This is a genomic window from Phytobacter sp. RSE-02 (genome assembly GCF_040578655.1).
Classification (GTDB): Bacteria; Pseudomonadota; Gammaproteobacteria; order Enterobacterales; family Enterobacteriaceae; genus Phytobacter; species Phytobacter diazotrophicus.
Window position 1 is genome coordinate 34,902 of sequence record NZ_JBEULY010000009.1, and the last position, 14,429, is coordinate 49,330.

Annotated in this window: 11 protein-coding genes; 7 read left to right on the top strand and 4 right to left on the bottom strand. The window is 51.9% G+C overall.

Translation table 11 applies throughout. The annotated features are described in order from the left end of the window. Positions 1-4 precede the first annotated feature (4 nt). Entirely contained in the window at positions 5-2,830 is a 2,826-nt protein-coding gene (uvrA, locus tag ABU190_RS18260; protein WP_039077899.1) for an excinuclease ABC subunit UvrA, read from the bottom strand. 251 nt (positions 2,831-3,081) lie between these two features. Here uvrA and ssb1 point away from each other — a divergent pair, with 251 nt between their 5' ends. After that, positions 3,082-3,618, top strand: a complete 537-nt coding sequence (gene ssb1, locus ABU190_RS18265; RefSeq protein ID WP_354692074.1) for a single-stranded DNA-binding protein SSB1 — start codon at positions 3,082-3,084, stop codon at positions 3,616-3,618. Between the two features lie 173 nt (positions 3,619-3,791). Here ssb1 and ABU190_RS18270 read toward each other — a convergent pair whose 3' ends face one another. Next, complete coding sequence (locus tag ABU190_RS18270; protein ID WP_039077897.1) at positions 3,792-4,073, bottom strand: YjcB family protein; 282 nt, start codon at positions 4,071-4,073, stop codon at positions 3,792-3,794. A gap of 554 nt (positions 4,074-4,627) precedes the next feature. Here ABU190_RS18270 and ABU190_RS18275 point away from each other — a divergent pair. Continuing rightward, a complete protein-coding gene (locus ABU190_RS18275) occupies positions 4,628-6,031 on the top strand; it encodes a sensor domain-containing diguanylate cyclase (protein WP_354692075.1) in 1,404 nt (467 codons plus the stop codon). A gap of 340 nt (positions 6,032-6,371) precedes the next feature. Then, positions 6,372-7,943 carry an EAL domain-containing protein gene (locus tag ABU190_RS18280; protein ID WP_354692076.1) on the top strand — a complete coding sequence of 524 codons (1,572 nt, stop codon included), beginning with the start codon at positions 6,372-6,374 and terminating at the stop codon, positions 7,941-7,943. A gap of 15 nt (positions 7,944-7,958) precedes the next feature. Here the strand turns inward: ABU190_RS18280 and soxS are convergent, their stop codons facing one another. Continuing rightward, positions 7,959-8,282 (bottom strand): superoxide response transcriptional regulator SoxS, encoded by a 324-nt coding sequence (gene soxS, locus ABU190_RS18285; RefSeq protein WP_039077894.1) that lies wholly within the window; start codon positions 8,280-8,282, stop codon positions 7,959-7,961. An 80-nt stretch (positions 8,283-8,362) separates the two neighbouring features. Between soxS and soxR the strand changes: the two genes are divergently transcribed. The 4 genes from soxR (at position 8,363) to ABU190_RS18305 (ending at position 13,244) form a co-directional block, all read left to right on the top strand. Continuing rightward, positions 8,363-8,821 (top strand): redox-sensitive transcriptional activator SoxR, encoded by a 459-nt coding sequence (soxR, locus tag ABU190_RS18290; protein ID WP_039077893.1) that lies wholly within the window; start codon positions 8,363-8,365, stop codon positions 8,819-8,821. A gap of 310 nt (positions 8,822-9,131) precedes the next feature. Then, the gene (locus ABU190_RS18295; protein WP_354692077.1) at positions 9,132-9,800 is read left to right on the top strand and encodes a glutathione S-transferase; all 669 of its coding nucleotides are present in this window, start codon (positions 9,132-9,134) and stop codon (positions 9,798-9,800) included. A 306-nt stretch (positions 9,801-10,106) separates the two neighbouring features. Continuing rightward, positions 10,107-11,456: a guanine/hypoxanthine transporter GhxP gene (ghxP, locus tag ABU190_RS18300; RefSeq protein ID WP_354692078.1), complete on the top strand. Its 1,350-nt coding sequence runs from the start codon at positions 10,107-10,109 to the stop codon at positions 11,454-11,456. 141 nt (positions 11,457-11,597) lie between these two features. Beyond that, positions 11,598-13,244, top strand: coding sequence for a Na+/H+ antiporter (locus ABU190_RS18305; RefSeq protein WP_354692079.1), 1,647 nt, complete (start codon positions 11,598-11,600; stop codon positions 13,242-13,244). A 210-nt stretch (positions 13,245-13,454) separates the two neighbouring features. On the opposite strand, the gene ABU190_RS18310 is transcribed toward ABU190_RS18305, so the two are convergent. Beyond that, complete coding sequence (locus ABU190_RS18310) at positions 13,455-14,375, bottom strand: LysR family transcriptional regulator (protein ID WP_039077889.1); 921 nt, start codon at positions 14,373-14,375, stop codon at positions 13,455-13,457. Positions 14,376-14,429 lie beyond the last annotated feature (54 nt).

Below are 14,429 nucleotides of genomic sequence, written 5' to 3' on the forward strand. Positions count from 1 at the left end.
AAGATTATTTCAGCATCGGTTTCAGGAATCGCGCCGTGTGTGAGGCTTCACACTCGGCGACGGTTTCTGGTGTGCCGGAAACGAGAATTTCCCCGCCTCCGCTGCCGCCTTCCGGACCGAGATCGACAATCCAGTCTGCGGTTTTGATGACGTCCAGGTTATGCTCAATGACCACGATGGTATTGCCCTGGTCACGCAACTGGTGCAGAACGTCCAGCAGTTGCTGAATATCGGCAAAGTGCAGGCCGGTGGTCGGTTCATCCAGAATATAGAGCGTTTGGCCGGTGCCACGTTTCGACAGCTCGCGCGCCAGCTTCACGCGCTGCGCCTCACCGCCGGAAAGCGTGGTGGCTGACTGACCCAGACGGATGTACGTCAGGCCCACGTCCATCAATGTTTGCAGCTTGCGCGCCAGCGCCGGGACGGCATCAAAGAATTCACGGGCTTCTTCGATGGTCATATCCAGCACTTCATGGATGGTTTTGCCTTTGTATTTAATCTCCAGCGTTTCGCGGTTATAGCGCTTGCCTTTGCACTGGTCGCACGGCACGTAGATATCCGGCAGGAAGTGCATCTCAACTTTGATTACGCCATCACCCTGACAGGCTTCGCAGCGTCCACCACGGACGTTAAAACTGAAACGCCCTGGAGTGTAGCCGCGCGAACGGGATTCCGGCACGCCGGCAAACAGTTCACGAACCGGAGTGAAAACGCCGGTATAGGTCGCCGGGTTGGAACGTGGCGTACGGCCAATCGGGCTCTGGTCGATATCGATCACTTTGTCGAAATGCTCCAGCCCCTGAATATCACGATAAGGCGCGGGTTCGGCGATGGTGGCACCGTTTAACTGGCGCTGAGCGATCGGGAACAGCGTGTCGTTAATCAGGGTGGATTTACCCGAACCGGAAACACCGGTAATACAGGTGAACAGCCCTACCGGTAGCGTCAGCGTCACGTCTTTCAGGTTATTGCCGCGTGCCCCGGTCAGTTTAAGCACTTTTTCCGGATCGGCTTTAACGCGATTTTTCGGGACGGCGATCTGGCGTTTGCCGCTCATATACTGCCCGGTGAGGGATTCAGGCACTGCCATAATCGCCTCCAGCGGGCCTTCGGCGACGACCTGACCACCATGCACCCCTGCGCCGGGGCCAATATCGATCACGTGATCTGCGGCGCGAATGGCATCTTCATCATGTTCGACCACGATGACCGTGTTACCGAGATTACGCAGGTGGATCAGCGTACCGAGCAGACGTTCGTTATCACGCTGATGCAGGCCGATTGACGGTTCATCCAACACATACATGACGCCCACCAGACCTGCGCCAATCTGGCTTGCCAGACGGATACGCTGCGCCTCGCCGCCGGAAAGGGTTTCCGCGGAACGGGAAAGCGTCAGGTAATTCAGGCCGACGTTCACCAGGAATTTCAGGCGATCGCCAATCTCTTTGAGTACTTTTTCAGCGATTTTTGCGCGCTGGCCGGACAGCTTCAGATTATTGAAGAAGTCCATAGCGTGACCGATGCTCATGTCCGAGATGGTCGGCAGCGGCGTATTTTCAACGAAAACATGGCGGGCTTCGCGGCGCAGGCGCGTACCGTCGCAAGTGGCGCAGGGACGGTTGCTGATAAATTTCGCCAGCTCTTCGCGTACCGCGCTGGATTCCGTCTCTTTATAGCGACGTTCCATATTGTGCAGCACGCCTTCGAACGGATGGCGGCGCACGGAGGTATCGCCACGATCGTTCATGTACTTGAATTCAATACTCTCTTTGCCGGATCCGAACAGCACCACTTTATGCACGGTTGGGCTGAGGCTGTCCCACGGTGCTTCCACATCAAATTTGTAGTGGTCCGCCAGCGATTTCAGCATCTGGAAATAGTAGAAGTTACGGCGATCCCAGCCGCGAATTGCGCCACCCGCCAGCGATAGCTCGGGGTTCTGAATCACGCGGTCAGGGTCGAAATACTGCTGCACGCCGAGCCCGTCACAGGTCGGGCAGGCGCCTGCCGGGTTGTTGAACGAGAACAGGCGCGGTTCCAGCTCGCGCATGCTGTAGCCGCAAATCGGGCAGGCGAAATTGGCCGAGAAAAGCAGCTCTTCGGCTTTGGGATCGTCCATGTCGGCGACCACTGCCGTGCCACCGGAAAGCTCCAGCGCCGTTTCGAAGGACTCTGCCAGACGTTGCGCCAGATCCTCGCGCACTTTGAAGCGGTCAATCACGACTTCAATGGTGTGTTTCTTTTGCAGCTCCAGCTTCGGCGGATCGGAAAGGTCGCAGACTTCACCGTCAATACGCGCGCGGATATAACCCTGGCTTGCCAGGTTTTCCAGCGTTTTGGTGTGTTCGCCTTTACGTTCTTTTATTACCGGCGCCAGCAGCATCAGACGTTTGCCTTCCGGCTGCGCCAGCACATTGTCGACCATCTGGCTCACGGTCTGTGCCGCCAGCGGAACGTCATGGTCCGGGCAGCGCGGTTCACCTACACGGGCAAACAATAGACGCAGATAGTCATGAATTTCGGTAATGGTCCCGACGGTGGAACGCGGGTTATGCGAGGTCGACTTCTGCTCGATAGAAATAGCAGGAGAGAGCCCTTCAATGTGGTCAACGTCAGGCTTTTCCATCAGCGAAAGAAACTGACGGGCATAAGCGGAAAGAGACTCAACGTAGCGACGCTGCCCTTCGGCATACAGAGTGTCGAAAGCCAGTGACGATTTACCCGAACCCGACAGACCGGTAACGACAATCAGTTTGTCGCGTGGAATGACGAGGTTGATGTTTTTGAGATTATGGGTGCGCGCGCCCCGTACTTCGATCTTATCCATTCACCTTTCCCGGTAATAACTCGGCATGCCTGGTCGATTGGAAGGACAACCGGCGGTCAGAAACGGCTAATTATGACACAATTTAACCTGGCTGGATATACAGTATTGGAATGCAAATTCAGAGGGGATGTGCAACAATGTTGAGTCCGCGCGACAACTCTGGAAGATCCTTCGCAGCTATGAACATGTCGCATGGAAATGGTACACTCCCGCGCTTACACTATTTAGAAATGTTTTCAGGAGACACGATCATGGCCAGCAGAGGCGTAAACAAGGTGATTCTCGTCGGTAATCTGGGCCAGGACCCGGAAGTACGCTATATGCCGAGTGGTGGTGCAGTGGCCAACATTACGCTGGCGACTTCCGAATCCTGGCGTGATAAAGCGACCGGTGAAATGAAAGAGCAGACTGAATGGCACCGCGTTGTGCTGTTCGGCAAACTGGCAGAAGTGGCCGGTGAGTACCTGCGTAAAGGTTCTCAGGTCTATATTGAAGGTCAACTGCGTACCCGCAAATGGACCGATCAGTCCGGCGCCGAGAAATACACTACCGAAGTCGTGGTTAACGTGGGCGGTACCATGCAGATGCTTGGTGGCCGTCAGGGTGGCGGTGCTCCGGCTGGCGGCAATATGGGCGGCGGTCAGGGCCAGCAGGGCGGCTGGGGCCAACCTCAGCAGCCGCAGGGCGGTAACCAGTTCAGCGGCGGCGCGCAATCTCGCCCACAGCAGTCTTCGCCGGCACCGTCTAACGAACCGCCGATGGACTTTGACGACGATATTCCGTTCTGAGTGCAGGCCATCGGCCTTATCAGCGCGACCCGTTATGGGAAACGTATCGACAAAACCCCGCACTGCGGGGTTTTTTGTTATTTGCAGGCGTTATTTGTCACTTTTCGTGTCAGCGGAACTTTGACAATAAAAAAGCTCCACGCGGGAGCTTTTTACTAAAGAAGGGATTGCTGTCAGGTAATCACCATCGGCCATTCGGGGGAAGATTTCTCTGACATCTCCGTCATGATATTGATGACGTTGTGCCAGACGGCATGGACATCGACCATCGTAATGCCCAGCAGGCCCGTTGCGAACCAGCAGGCTGCTACCAGACCAAGGCCGCTGCTTATCACAGCCAGACCAATATAATCTGCTTTACGAAAGCGAATGTTCAATGTGCTGGCCATAAACATCAGCACTGCACTCAGTATCTGCCAACGAAGAAGAACGACACTGGTGGTTAATGTAGCCATGAAAACGATCCTCGAAAGAAAACTTTCAGGCACAGGTGGGTGACGCCATGAGCCTGAGCGATGTGTGCAGGCGCAGAAAATCTGCAGAAGTAACGTTCTACATTGAAACAGTGTTCCCTGTCTCAAGAATGTGTGAACTATATCACATTTGTTCTTTTATTCGCCAGTGTGCAAATGAGCAAAATTTTCTGTGCAAAGGGGCATTTTGTTAGAGGGCGTAGGGATTACCCGGACGTGATGATAGCGTTTTGCTATGAAGAATAAGAATGTTAATAAATTCATAAAGATAGTAACTTTATGATTTTTTGCATATTTTGCCTGGGTTGGCACTTTTTGGAAAGTCGATTATTCTTGATCGAATAGCTATATATATCTGGATGTCTTTTTAAGATTTCTGATCTGCATGGATATATCCTCAACTGGCGTCTTTTAAACGCATTTCGCTGCATTTTTTGTAAATCAGCGTTGGTCTTCTGAATTTAGTTTTTCGTTTTTTTCCTGTACAGCTCATTGTGGGTATGGTCCGGTGTTTAATCATCTGTGACTGAAAAAAAATGAAAAAAGAAAATACCGCCATTCCTGTGGATGATGGCGCGGTGGCGCTTACTATCCTGGCGAAGTTGATGCCATGCTTCAGTGCACAACGCACGCTAAAAGAAATTTTACAGGCAATTAATAGTGCCGTAGGTTCAACGCTTTCTTGGGTTGTGGTAGAACAGGATGGAGATTTCCAGCATGAGAGCGCGGGGCAGATTCCATGCACCCTGGGCGATGCGCAAACCTTTCTGGAACAGTCGCAATTGCGGCGCAACCAACATGCGTGGCGTGTTATTTGTTGGCGACGACAGGTTGGCACAATATTATTTTCGCCTACTCACCATGCTGCTGATAAATTTCACGGTGGTATTCTTTGCAAATTAATTTCAAGTGCTCATGGAGTAGAAGGATATTTCTTTCTGGCGTTTCCGCAGCCGTTATTTTCAATGAGTATCATTAAAAGTGTGGTGATCATTCTTGTCGAGAAATTAAAAGATTATCTCGCCGGTATTATTGCTAAAGAACGCATGACCAGAGAAATGCATCGCATTGTCGCGCAATATAAAGTCTTATTTGACCGCGCCCCTGTATTAATGAATTCATTCGATAAAAACAACCGCTGTATATTATGGAATGGGGAGTGCGAACGGCTGTTTGGTTGGTCAATTGAGGAGTTAAACTGTGAACCTGATCCATTAGCATTGTTTTTCCCTGATGATGAGGTCCGTCATAAGGTCCGGGCTTCTGTCAGCGCTTCGCCTGCAGTGGATATGTATGAATGGCATCCGGTAAGGCGCACGGGCGAAGTATTAACCGTATTGTGGTCAAATATTTTGCTTCCGGATAAATCCATTCTCAGTATTGGGCTGGATATTACCGAACGTAAGAAGGCTGAGCAGCAACTGGCGGTGAAAGCGACGACCGATGATCTGACGGGGTGCTTTAACAGGTTCTCTATATTACGGCAGTTCAGAGAGGCGCTTGCCGCCTGTGAGCCGGGAGATCCCGAAAGTCATTTCAGTATCCTCATGTTGGATCTGGACCATTTTAAAAACATCAACGATCGCTGGGGCCACCTTACGGGAGATGCGGCACTGCATCATTTTTGCGAGAAAATCCGTGAGCTCAGCACGCCGGAATACGCGTTAGGTCGTCTGGGAGGAGAGGAATTTCTGATTTTATTACCGCAAACTGACAGTCAGACTGCGCTGCGTTTTAGCCAAAAGATTCGCGCTGCGCTGGTCGATAAACCGCTTTTTAACGGGGATGAAAAGATCACCTTATCCTTTAGCGCAGGTGTTGTGTTTGTCACCGGAGGGGTGTCCGATACTTCAGTTTTGCTTACGCTTGCGGACGATGCACTGTACGACGCGAAGCGTACCGGACGTAGCCGAACTGTGATTGCAGAAGCAATTTTATAAATATTCCCGGCTCCCTTCCGGAAGGCTACGCAATAGATGAAAAAATACCCGATCGGCCTGTCTTTTTTTTATCCTGCGGAGAGTTTGACTTAATCAACTATTGTCTGTTGCGTAAACTAAAAACCCTGACTGGCGACTGGATAAATATTTTCCTTAATATAAACACAACGCATACTTTTAGTTTGCCTTACGGGCAAATATTATCGTCATAACCAAATATTAGGTTTTTAATGAAAAAAGTAAGTTGCTAATGTCGTATGATTCATGCAACGTAATCACCTGTTTATCAAAGCATCCTGCCTTCATTACAGGCACACTAAATGCAGGGATATAGGCGGAAATGAATCATAGCGCGCAGCGTAAGATGCTGAGAGTCGTCGGGATCATCATGGTAGTGCTCCTACCGGTGATGCTGTCGCTATGGTTTGCTCACATCCGTGCAGTAAAAGAAACAGGTATACATCTTCGTTCTTTTGCGCAACTTGCTTTAGATAAAACTGAACGGGTTATCGGACAAGTCGACCTGGCCCGAAGCTCCGCTGAAAAATATCAAGGTCAGGTTTGTTCCCCTGAGCATCGTAACTACATGCTCAATATCATTCGCGGTAGCCTGTATGTTGCCGATTTAATATACGCGCGCGGCGAACAGTTTTTATGCTCGACAGCTTTTTACCCTACGCAATCGTATGCTATTTCGCCTCCCGAGTATAAAAAAAAGCCAGCCATCTCTATTTATTACTATCGTGATACGCCATTTTATCCCGGATATAAAATGGTCTATATGCAGAAAGGAAATTATGTCGCGGTAGTTAATCCGCTTTCCTACAGCGAGGTGATGTCAGACGACAGCACGCTGGCTTATGGTATTTACGATACGGTAACGGGTCTCTTTTTTTCCGTCAGTGATCAGGCCGATCTACAAACGCTGGATAAGCTCGTCCGTAAAAATGATCTTACTTTTCAAGAGAATGGTCGCTTTTACACAATAGACCATTCTGATAAACGTCCAATTGCAATCATTGTTTCGACCTCCAGCGACACTTATTTTCAGTATCTTTATCATCAGGCGACATTAACACTGCCGTTAGGCATGATTTGTAGCATTATTATTTTATTGATGTGGTCGCGAACACGGCAGGAGTTTAACTCTCCACGACGAATGCTGCACAGAGCATTAACCAAACACCAGCTTGAACTTCATTACCAGCCCATTATTGATATCAAAAACGGCCAATGCGTAGGCGCAGAAGCATTATTGCGCTGGCCGGGTTTTAATGGTCCGGTAATGAGCCCGGCGGAATTCATTCCGCTGGCAGAGAAAGAAGGAATGATTGAGCGGGTTACCGATTATGTCGTTGATGAAGTCTTTAATGATCTAGGAGAATTCTTAGCGGCATGGCCGCATCTTTATATTTCGATTAATCTGTCAGCCGTCGATTTCCATTCTTCCCGCCTGATTGCACTTATTACCAATAAAACCAGGGAACATTCTGTTCGCGCGGAACAAATTAAAATCGAAGTAACCGAACGTGGGTTTATTGATGTTCCTAAAACCACGCCGGTCATTCAGGCGTTTCGCCATGCGGGTTACGAAGTGGCGATTGATGACTTCGGAACCGGTTACTCGAACTTGCACAATCTGTACTCCCTCAACGTCGATATTTTAAAGATTGATAAATCCTTTATCGATACGCTGACGACCAACAGTACCAGCCACCTGATCGCCGAACACATCATTGAGATGGCGCACAGTCTGCGTCTGAAAATTATCGCGGAAGGGGTGGAAACAGCAGAACAGGTAACCTGGTTACTTAAGCGCGGTGTGCAGTACTGTCAGGGCTGGCATTTTGCGAAGGCTCTGCCGCCGCAGGAATTTAAAGCCTGGGTCGCGCAGCCACCTTCGCTAAAGTAATCATCCCGGCGACACTTACGCCTGGTGGCGATAGTCGCTGGGAGTCCGATCAAATTCCCGACGAAACACGCGTGAAAACGTTTGTTGCGAAACGTAACCCAGATCCATCGCAATATCAAAAATGGGACGCCGCGTAGTACGCAGTGCTTCCGCAGCCAGTAACAGACGGCGCTGACGAATGTAATCTCCCAGCGTCTGATGCATCACGGTACGAAACATTCTCTGCAAATACCATTTTGAATAACCTGACTTTCTGGCGACTACATCAATGTTCAACGGTTGGTCGATATGTTCATCAATCCATTCCGTAAGGGTCTGAATAATTTGCTGATGGGACATAGAGCTGCCTCTTTCTCGATTCGTCGTTTTGTCTGCGGTGGAGTATAATTCCTCAAGTTAACTTGAGGTAAAGAGGTTTTATGGAAAAGAGAACACCACGTCTCAAGGCGCTGCTCACACCGGGTGAAGTGGCGAAACGCAGCGGGGTGGCCGTTTCCGCACTGCATTTTTATGAAAGCAAAGGGCTTATAAAAAGTACCCGTAATGCCGGTAACCAGCGGCGCTATACGCGCGATGTGCTGCGCTATGTGGCGATCATTAAAATCGCCCAGCGTATTGGTATCCCTCTGTCGACCATCGGCGATGCGTTTGGTGTATTGCCGGAAGGACATACGCTGAGCGCGAAAGAGTGGAAGCACCTTTCGTCGCAGTGGCGCGAGGAACTGGACAGACGTATTCACACGTTGGTGGCGTTACGTGATGATTTGGATGGGTGTATTGGCTGTGGTTGTCTGTCGCATAGTGATTGCCCGCTGCGAAACCCAGGAGACCAGTTAGGCGCTCAGGGGACAGGGGCAAGGCTGCTGGAAGGCGATTAGCCAAAGAGACATATTCCCCCGGTGGCGGTGGCGCTTACCGGGGCTACAGCAATACAAAAAACTAAAGCGCCCAACTGGGGCGCTTTAGTCGGTCCGGTCTTTGTCTTTCTCTCTATCCCATTCTGTTATGGGAGGGTTTCCCCCGACATCAGCACCCCTCATCATGTTGGAGGTTCCGGATTGTGCTGACACTTTTAGTCTAGGCAATGGCGAAAATTTCGCCACATCATGACGCTTTTTTTTAGGAAATTTTTCATCCAAAGAGCAAGCTTTTCTATAGTTAATTCGAATAACTCAGCGGGAGCCTGCCATGCTTAAAGTTCACCACCTGAACCAGTCTCGTTCTCAGCGCATTCTGTGGGCGCTGGAAGAACTGGGTTTACCGTATCAACTCATTCATTATCAACGTGAAAAAACCATGCTGGCCCCTGCGTCACTTAAGAAAGTGCACCCGCTGGGCAAATCACCGGTACTGGAAGACGACGGTCTGATCCTCGCTGAATCCGGCGCAATTCTGGAATACCTGCAGGAGACCTACGATACAAACAGCCTGCTTAAGCCTGAAGATAGAGAGATGCGTCAGCAGTATCGCTTTTGGCTGCACTACGCCGAAGGATCGCTGATGCCTTTATTATTGATGAAGCTGGTTTTTGCCAGTCTAGGTAAACCACCCGTACCGTTTGGTGTGCGAACGATAGGAAAAATGCTTGGTCAGGGCATCCAGAAAGCCTGGCTAAACAAGCAAATTGAAACCCACGCGCGTTATATCGAGTCGCAACTTGCCGCGAAGCCCTGGTTTGCCGGAGAGCAGTTAAGCATGGCCGACATTCAGATGAGTTTTCCGATTTTCGCGTTACTGTCACGCGGCGGCATTGCCGATCTTCCGCATACCCAGTCATGGAAAAAGAGAGTTGAAATGCGCCCGGCCTGGCAACGGGCGATTGAGCAGGGCGGCCCTTTGGATCTCCCCGGTACGTAATATTGATCGTGAAATGTTGCAAAGTTGCGCAGGGACGATAACGTTTGCGCATCGGTCGGTCAATTCTTCGTCGTCATAAGCGAAAATTAGCAAAAAGCGGCAAAGTTCAGTTGAAAAGCGGTATCTAAACGCTGGATAATCGTTTGCCTTTTTTGACCAACCGTTTTGTATGCGCGGAGTTAATCGTTTGCTTTTTGTGACACCCCTTCGTCACATCGCAGCTCAGGGAGACGACGTTTAACAGGCAGTGGACACTGTCCGCCTCGCATATCAACGAAAGATAAAAACTCTCAGGGGATGTTTCCTATGTCTACGCCTTCTGCGCGTACCGGCGGTTCGCTTGACGCCTTATTTAAAATTTCTACTCGCGGCAGTACTGTTCGTCAGGAAATCGTTGCTGGTTTAACCACGTTTCTGGCGATGGTCTATTCCGTTATCGTTGTGCCTGGCATGCTCGGTAAAGCGGGCTTCCCGCCAGCGGCGGTGTTCGTCGCTACCTGTCTGGTTGCCGGTGTAGGTTCGATCGTCATGGGCCTGTGGGCAAACCTGCCACTGGCTATCGGTTGCGCTATCTCCCTGACCGCGTTCACCGCGTTTAGCCTGGTGCTGGGGCAACATATCAGCGTTCCGGTCGCTCTGGGTGCCGTGTTCCTGATGGGTGTGCTGTTTACCGTCATTTCCGCAACAGGCATTCGTAGCTGGATCCTGCGCAACCTGCCGCAAGGTGTTGCGCATGGCACCGGTATCGGTATCGGTCTGTTCCTGCTGCTGATCGCGGCGAACGGCGTGGGTCTGGTTATCAAGAATCCGCTGGACGGCCTGCCCGTCACGCTGGGTCATTTCGCCAGCTTCCCGGTGATCATGTCGCTGATTGGCCTGGCGGTCATCATCGGTCTGGAAAAACTGAAAGTACCGGGCGGCATCCTGCTGACCATCATCGGTGTTTCTATTGTCGGACTCATCTTCGACCCGAGCGTGCACTTCTCCGGTATTTTCGCTATGCCATCGCTGAGCGATGACAAAGGCAACTCCCTGATCGGCAGCCTGGATATCGTTGGCGCGCTGAATCCGGTCGTGCTGCCAAGCGTACTGGCGCTGGTGATGACGGCGGTGTTTGATGCGACCGGTACTATCCGTGCGGTAGCCGGTCAGGCGAACCTGCTGGATAAAGACGGCCAGATTATCGATGGCGGCAAAGCGCTGACTACCGACTCCCTGAGCAGCGTGTTCTCCGGTCTGGTGGGCGCGGCGCCTGCGGCGGTATACATCGAGTCTGCGGCAGGTACAGCGGCAGGCGGTAAAACCGGCCTGACAGCGATCACCGTTGGCGTGCTGTTCCTGCTGATTCTGTTCCTCTCTCCGCTCTCTTACCTGGTTCCGGCGTATGCGACTGCGCCAGCGCTGATGTACGTAGGTCTGCTGATGCTGAGCAACGTGGCGAAAATCGACTTTGCCGACTTTGTTGATGCGATGTCCGGTCTTATCACCGCAGTATTCATCGTGCTGACCTGTAACATTGTTACCGGCATCATGATCGGCTTTGCCTCTCTGGTAATTGGCCGCGTGGTCTCAGGTGATTTCCGTAAACTGAATATCGGTACCGTGGTTATCGCCGTGGCGCTGGTTATCTTCTACGCAGGCGGCTGGGCAATCTAATTCCCTTGTCTCATGTGTAAAACGGGTGGCTCAGGCCGCCCGTTTTCATTTTTTGCGCACATCCTGTTTCCTTTGCGTTAAGCTGAATGTTCTATCATCAAGGCATGACGCCTTAATAAGAACATCGCAAACAGGGAACGCATGGAAATCTTTTTTACCATCCTCATCATGACCTTAGTGGTTTCGCTCTCGGGCGTGGTCACGCGAGTAATGCCATTTCAAATCCCACTTCCACTTATGCAAATCGCCATTGGTGCGCTGCTGGCTTTCCCCACGTTTGGGTTGCATGTGGAGTTCGATCCGGAGCTGTTCCTCGTCCTGTTTATTCCGCCATTACTGTTTGCCGATGGCTGGAAAACGCCCACGCGTGAATTTCTTGAACATGGCCGGGAGATCTTTGGCCTGGCGCTGGCGCTGGTGGTAGTCACCGTCGTCGGGATCGGTTTTCTGATTTACTGGCTGGTACCGGGCATTCCGCTGGTGCCTGCTTTTGCCCTGGCGGCAGTGCTGTCGCCCACCGATGCGGTGGCGCTGTCTGGCATTGTGGGGGAAGGGCGTATTCCGAAGAAAATCATGGGGATTTTACAGGGCGAAGCGTTGATGAACGACGCATCCGGTCTGGTCTCGCTCAAATTCGCCGTGTCGGTAGCGATGGGTACGATGGTGTTTACCATTGGCGGCGCGACGGTTGAATTTTTGAAAGTGGCGATTGGCGGTATTTTCGCCGGGTTCGTGGTGAGCTGGCTGTACGGTCGTTCACTGCGTTTTCTGAGTCGCTGGGGTGGCGATGAGCCCGCTACACAAATCGTGCTGCTGTTCCTGCTGCCGTTCGCTTCTTATCTGATTGCGGAACACATTGGCTTTTCCGGTATCCTCGCCGCGGTGGCCGCCGGTATGACGATTACCCGCTCCGGCGTGATGCGCACTGCGCCGCTCGCTATGCGTTTGCGTGCCAACAGCACCTGGGCGATGCTGGAGTTTGTCTTTAACGGCATGGTGTTCCTGTTGTTAGGCCTGCAACTGCCGGGCATTCTCGAATCTTCGCTGGCAGCAGCAGAAGCCGATCCGAATGTGGAAACCTGGATGCTGTTTACCGACATCGTGCTGATTTACTGCGCGCTGATGCTGGTGCGTTTTGGCTGGCTGTGGACGATGAAAAGATTCAGCCTGCGCTTTTTGCACAAAAAACCGATGGAGTTTGGTTCCTGGAGTACGCGTGAACTGCTGATTGCCACCTTCGCAGGTGTGCGCGGTGCGATTACGCTGGCCGGTGTGCTGTCTATTCCGCTGTTTTTACCTGATGGCATCGGTTTTCCGGCACGTTATGAGCTGGTGTTCCTTGCCGCCGGGGTGATTTTGTTCTCGCTGTTTGTTGGCGTTGTGGCGCTGCCGTCTCTGTTGCAGCATATTGAAGTGCGTGACCATTCCCAGCAGTACAATGAAGAACGACAGGCGCGGGCGATCATTGCCGAGGTAGCGATTGTCGCGATTCAGAAAATGGAAGAGCGTATGGCAGCCGATGCCGAAGAGAATATCGACAACCAATTGCTCACCGAAGTGAGTTCCAGGGTGATTGGTAATCTACGTCGTCGTGCGGATGGGCGTAATAACGCCGAAAGCTCGCTGCTGGAAGAGAACCTTGAACGCCGTTTCCGCCTGGCGGCCCTGCGTGCGGAACGCGCCGAGCTTTACCATCTGCGCGCGACACGGCAAATCAGCAATGAGACGTTACAGAAGATGCTGCACGATCTTGATTTGATGGAAGCGCTGTTAATCGAGAAAAAGTAAGTTTCCTCTCCCTTATCCCCACAAAATGCGAGCACGAACGGTCCCCTTTCCTCTTTGGGGAGAGGGTTAGGGTGAGGGGGAAAATGCGGCTCTGATGGTCATTCCGTTCACCTCCTGAGCCGCATATTCTCCTTGCCCCAAAGGGGAGAAGACAATGGATTATGCTCGCTGTGGCTATAGCATTCACTTATCGGGGCATTCCAGGTCTGATTACTTCTTTCCTTCGCCCAGCGGCACATCCGCAATATCCATATTCACCCAGAACCCTTCACAGCATTGCAGCCAGGCTTGTGCACTGCGGGAAAGATAGCTTCCTTCACGCCAAATCATCCCCAGATGCCAGCGTAAATCACTCTCCAGCGGAACCCAGCGCAGCGTCTGTTTATCCAGGCGCTGGCAAATGGGCTCCGGTAAAATCGCGATCCCTACGCCGGCCTGTACCATCGCAGCCAGGAAATCCCACTGCCCGCTACGCACGGCAATCCGCGGTTTCACGCCGTGGTCGTTAAAGAGCTGCATAAGCTGGCGGCTGAGGGCGAAATCTTCGTTATAGATGAGCAGCGGGTGCCCGGCCAACTGTTCAGGTGTGATGGACTGAATGTTGAGCCAGTCGCCGGAGCGCGGCACCAGCACACAGAGCGGATGGCTGAATAGCGGCAGGGTAGAAAGGCCGCTATCCTCCTCGACAGGCAGGGCGGTCATCGCCAGGTCCAGTTCGCCATTGGTGACCGCCTGCTGGACCGTCAGGCCGCCAAACTCGGAGATTTTCAGCTCAACGCCGGGATAGCGCTGGCGAAACAGGCCTATCGGCCCGGCCATCAGCATTCCGACCATTGGGGGGATGCCGAGGCGCAGCAGCCCTTTATTTAAATGGTTGATATCACCAAGTTCTGCCTCAAGCTGGCGAAACTCAGCAAGGATAGCCAGCCCGCGCTCGAACACCACGCGCCCGGTATCGGTGAGAAGTAATTTGCGTCCATCGCGAATGAGTAGCGTGCAGTTCAACTCATCTTCAAGATTTTTCAACATTTTACTGATTGTCGGCTGGGTGACGAACAACCGTTCCGCTGCGCGAGTGAAACTTTGCTGACGCACCACTTCCACAAAATAGCGCAGCGTTCTGATGTCCATAATTATTCCTTTAAACTATGCCTGCGATGAGTTTAATTCATTTCAGTATGGAGT

Coding starts and splice junctions, on each gene's coding strand:
- ABU190_RS18280 (WP_354692076.1), top strand. CDS start 6,372: ATGAATCATAGCGCGCAGCGTAAGATGCTGAGAGTCGTCGGGATCATC.
- uvrA (WP_039077899.1), bottom strand. CDS start 2,830: ATGGATAAGATCGAAGTACGGGGCGCGCGCACCCATAATCTCAAAAAC.
- ABU190_RS18295 (WP_354692077.1), top strand. CDS start 9,132: ATGCTTAAAGTTCACCACCTGAACCAGTCTCGTTCTCAGCGCATTCTG.
- ABU190_RS18305 (WP_354692079.1), top strand. CDS start 11,598: ATGGAAATCTTTTTTACCATCCTCATCATGACCTTAGTGGTTTCGCTC.
- ABU190_RS18275 (WP_354692075.1), top strand. CDS start 4,628: ATGAAAAAAGAAAATACCGCCATTCCTGTGGATGATGGCGCGGTGGCG.
- ABU190_RS18310 (WP_039077889.1), bottom strand. CDS start 14,375: ATGGACATCAGAACGCTGCGCTATTTTGTGGAAGTGGTGCGTCAGCAA.
- ghxP (WP_354692078.1), top strand. CDS start 10,107: ATGTCTACGCCTTCTGCGCGTACCGGCGGTTCGCTTGACGCCTTATTT.
- soxR (WP_039077893.1), top strand. CDS start 8,363: ATGGAAAAGAGAACACCACGTCTCAAGGCGCTGCTCACACCGGGTGAA.
- ABU190_RS18270 (WP_039077897.1), bottom strand. CDS start 4,073: ATGGCTACATTAACCACCAGTGTCGTTCTTCTTCGTTGGCAGATACTG.
- ssb1 (WP_354692074.1), top strand. CDS start 3,082: ATGGCCAGCAGAGGCGTAAACAAGGTGATTCTCGTCGGTAATCTGGGC.
- soxS (WP_039077894.1), bottom strand. CDS start 8,282: ATGTCCCATCAGCAAATTATTCAGACCCTTACGGAATGGATTGATGAA.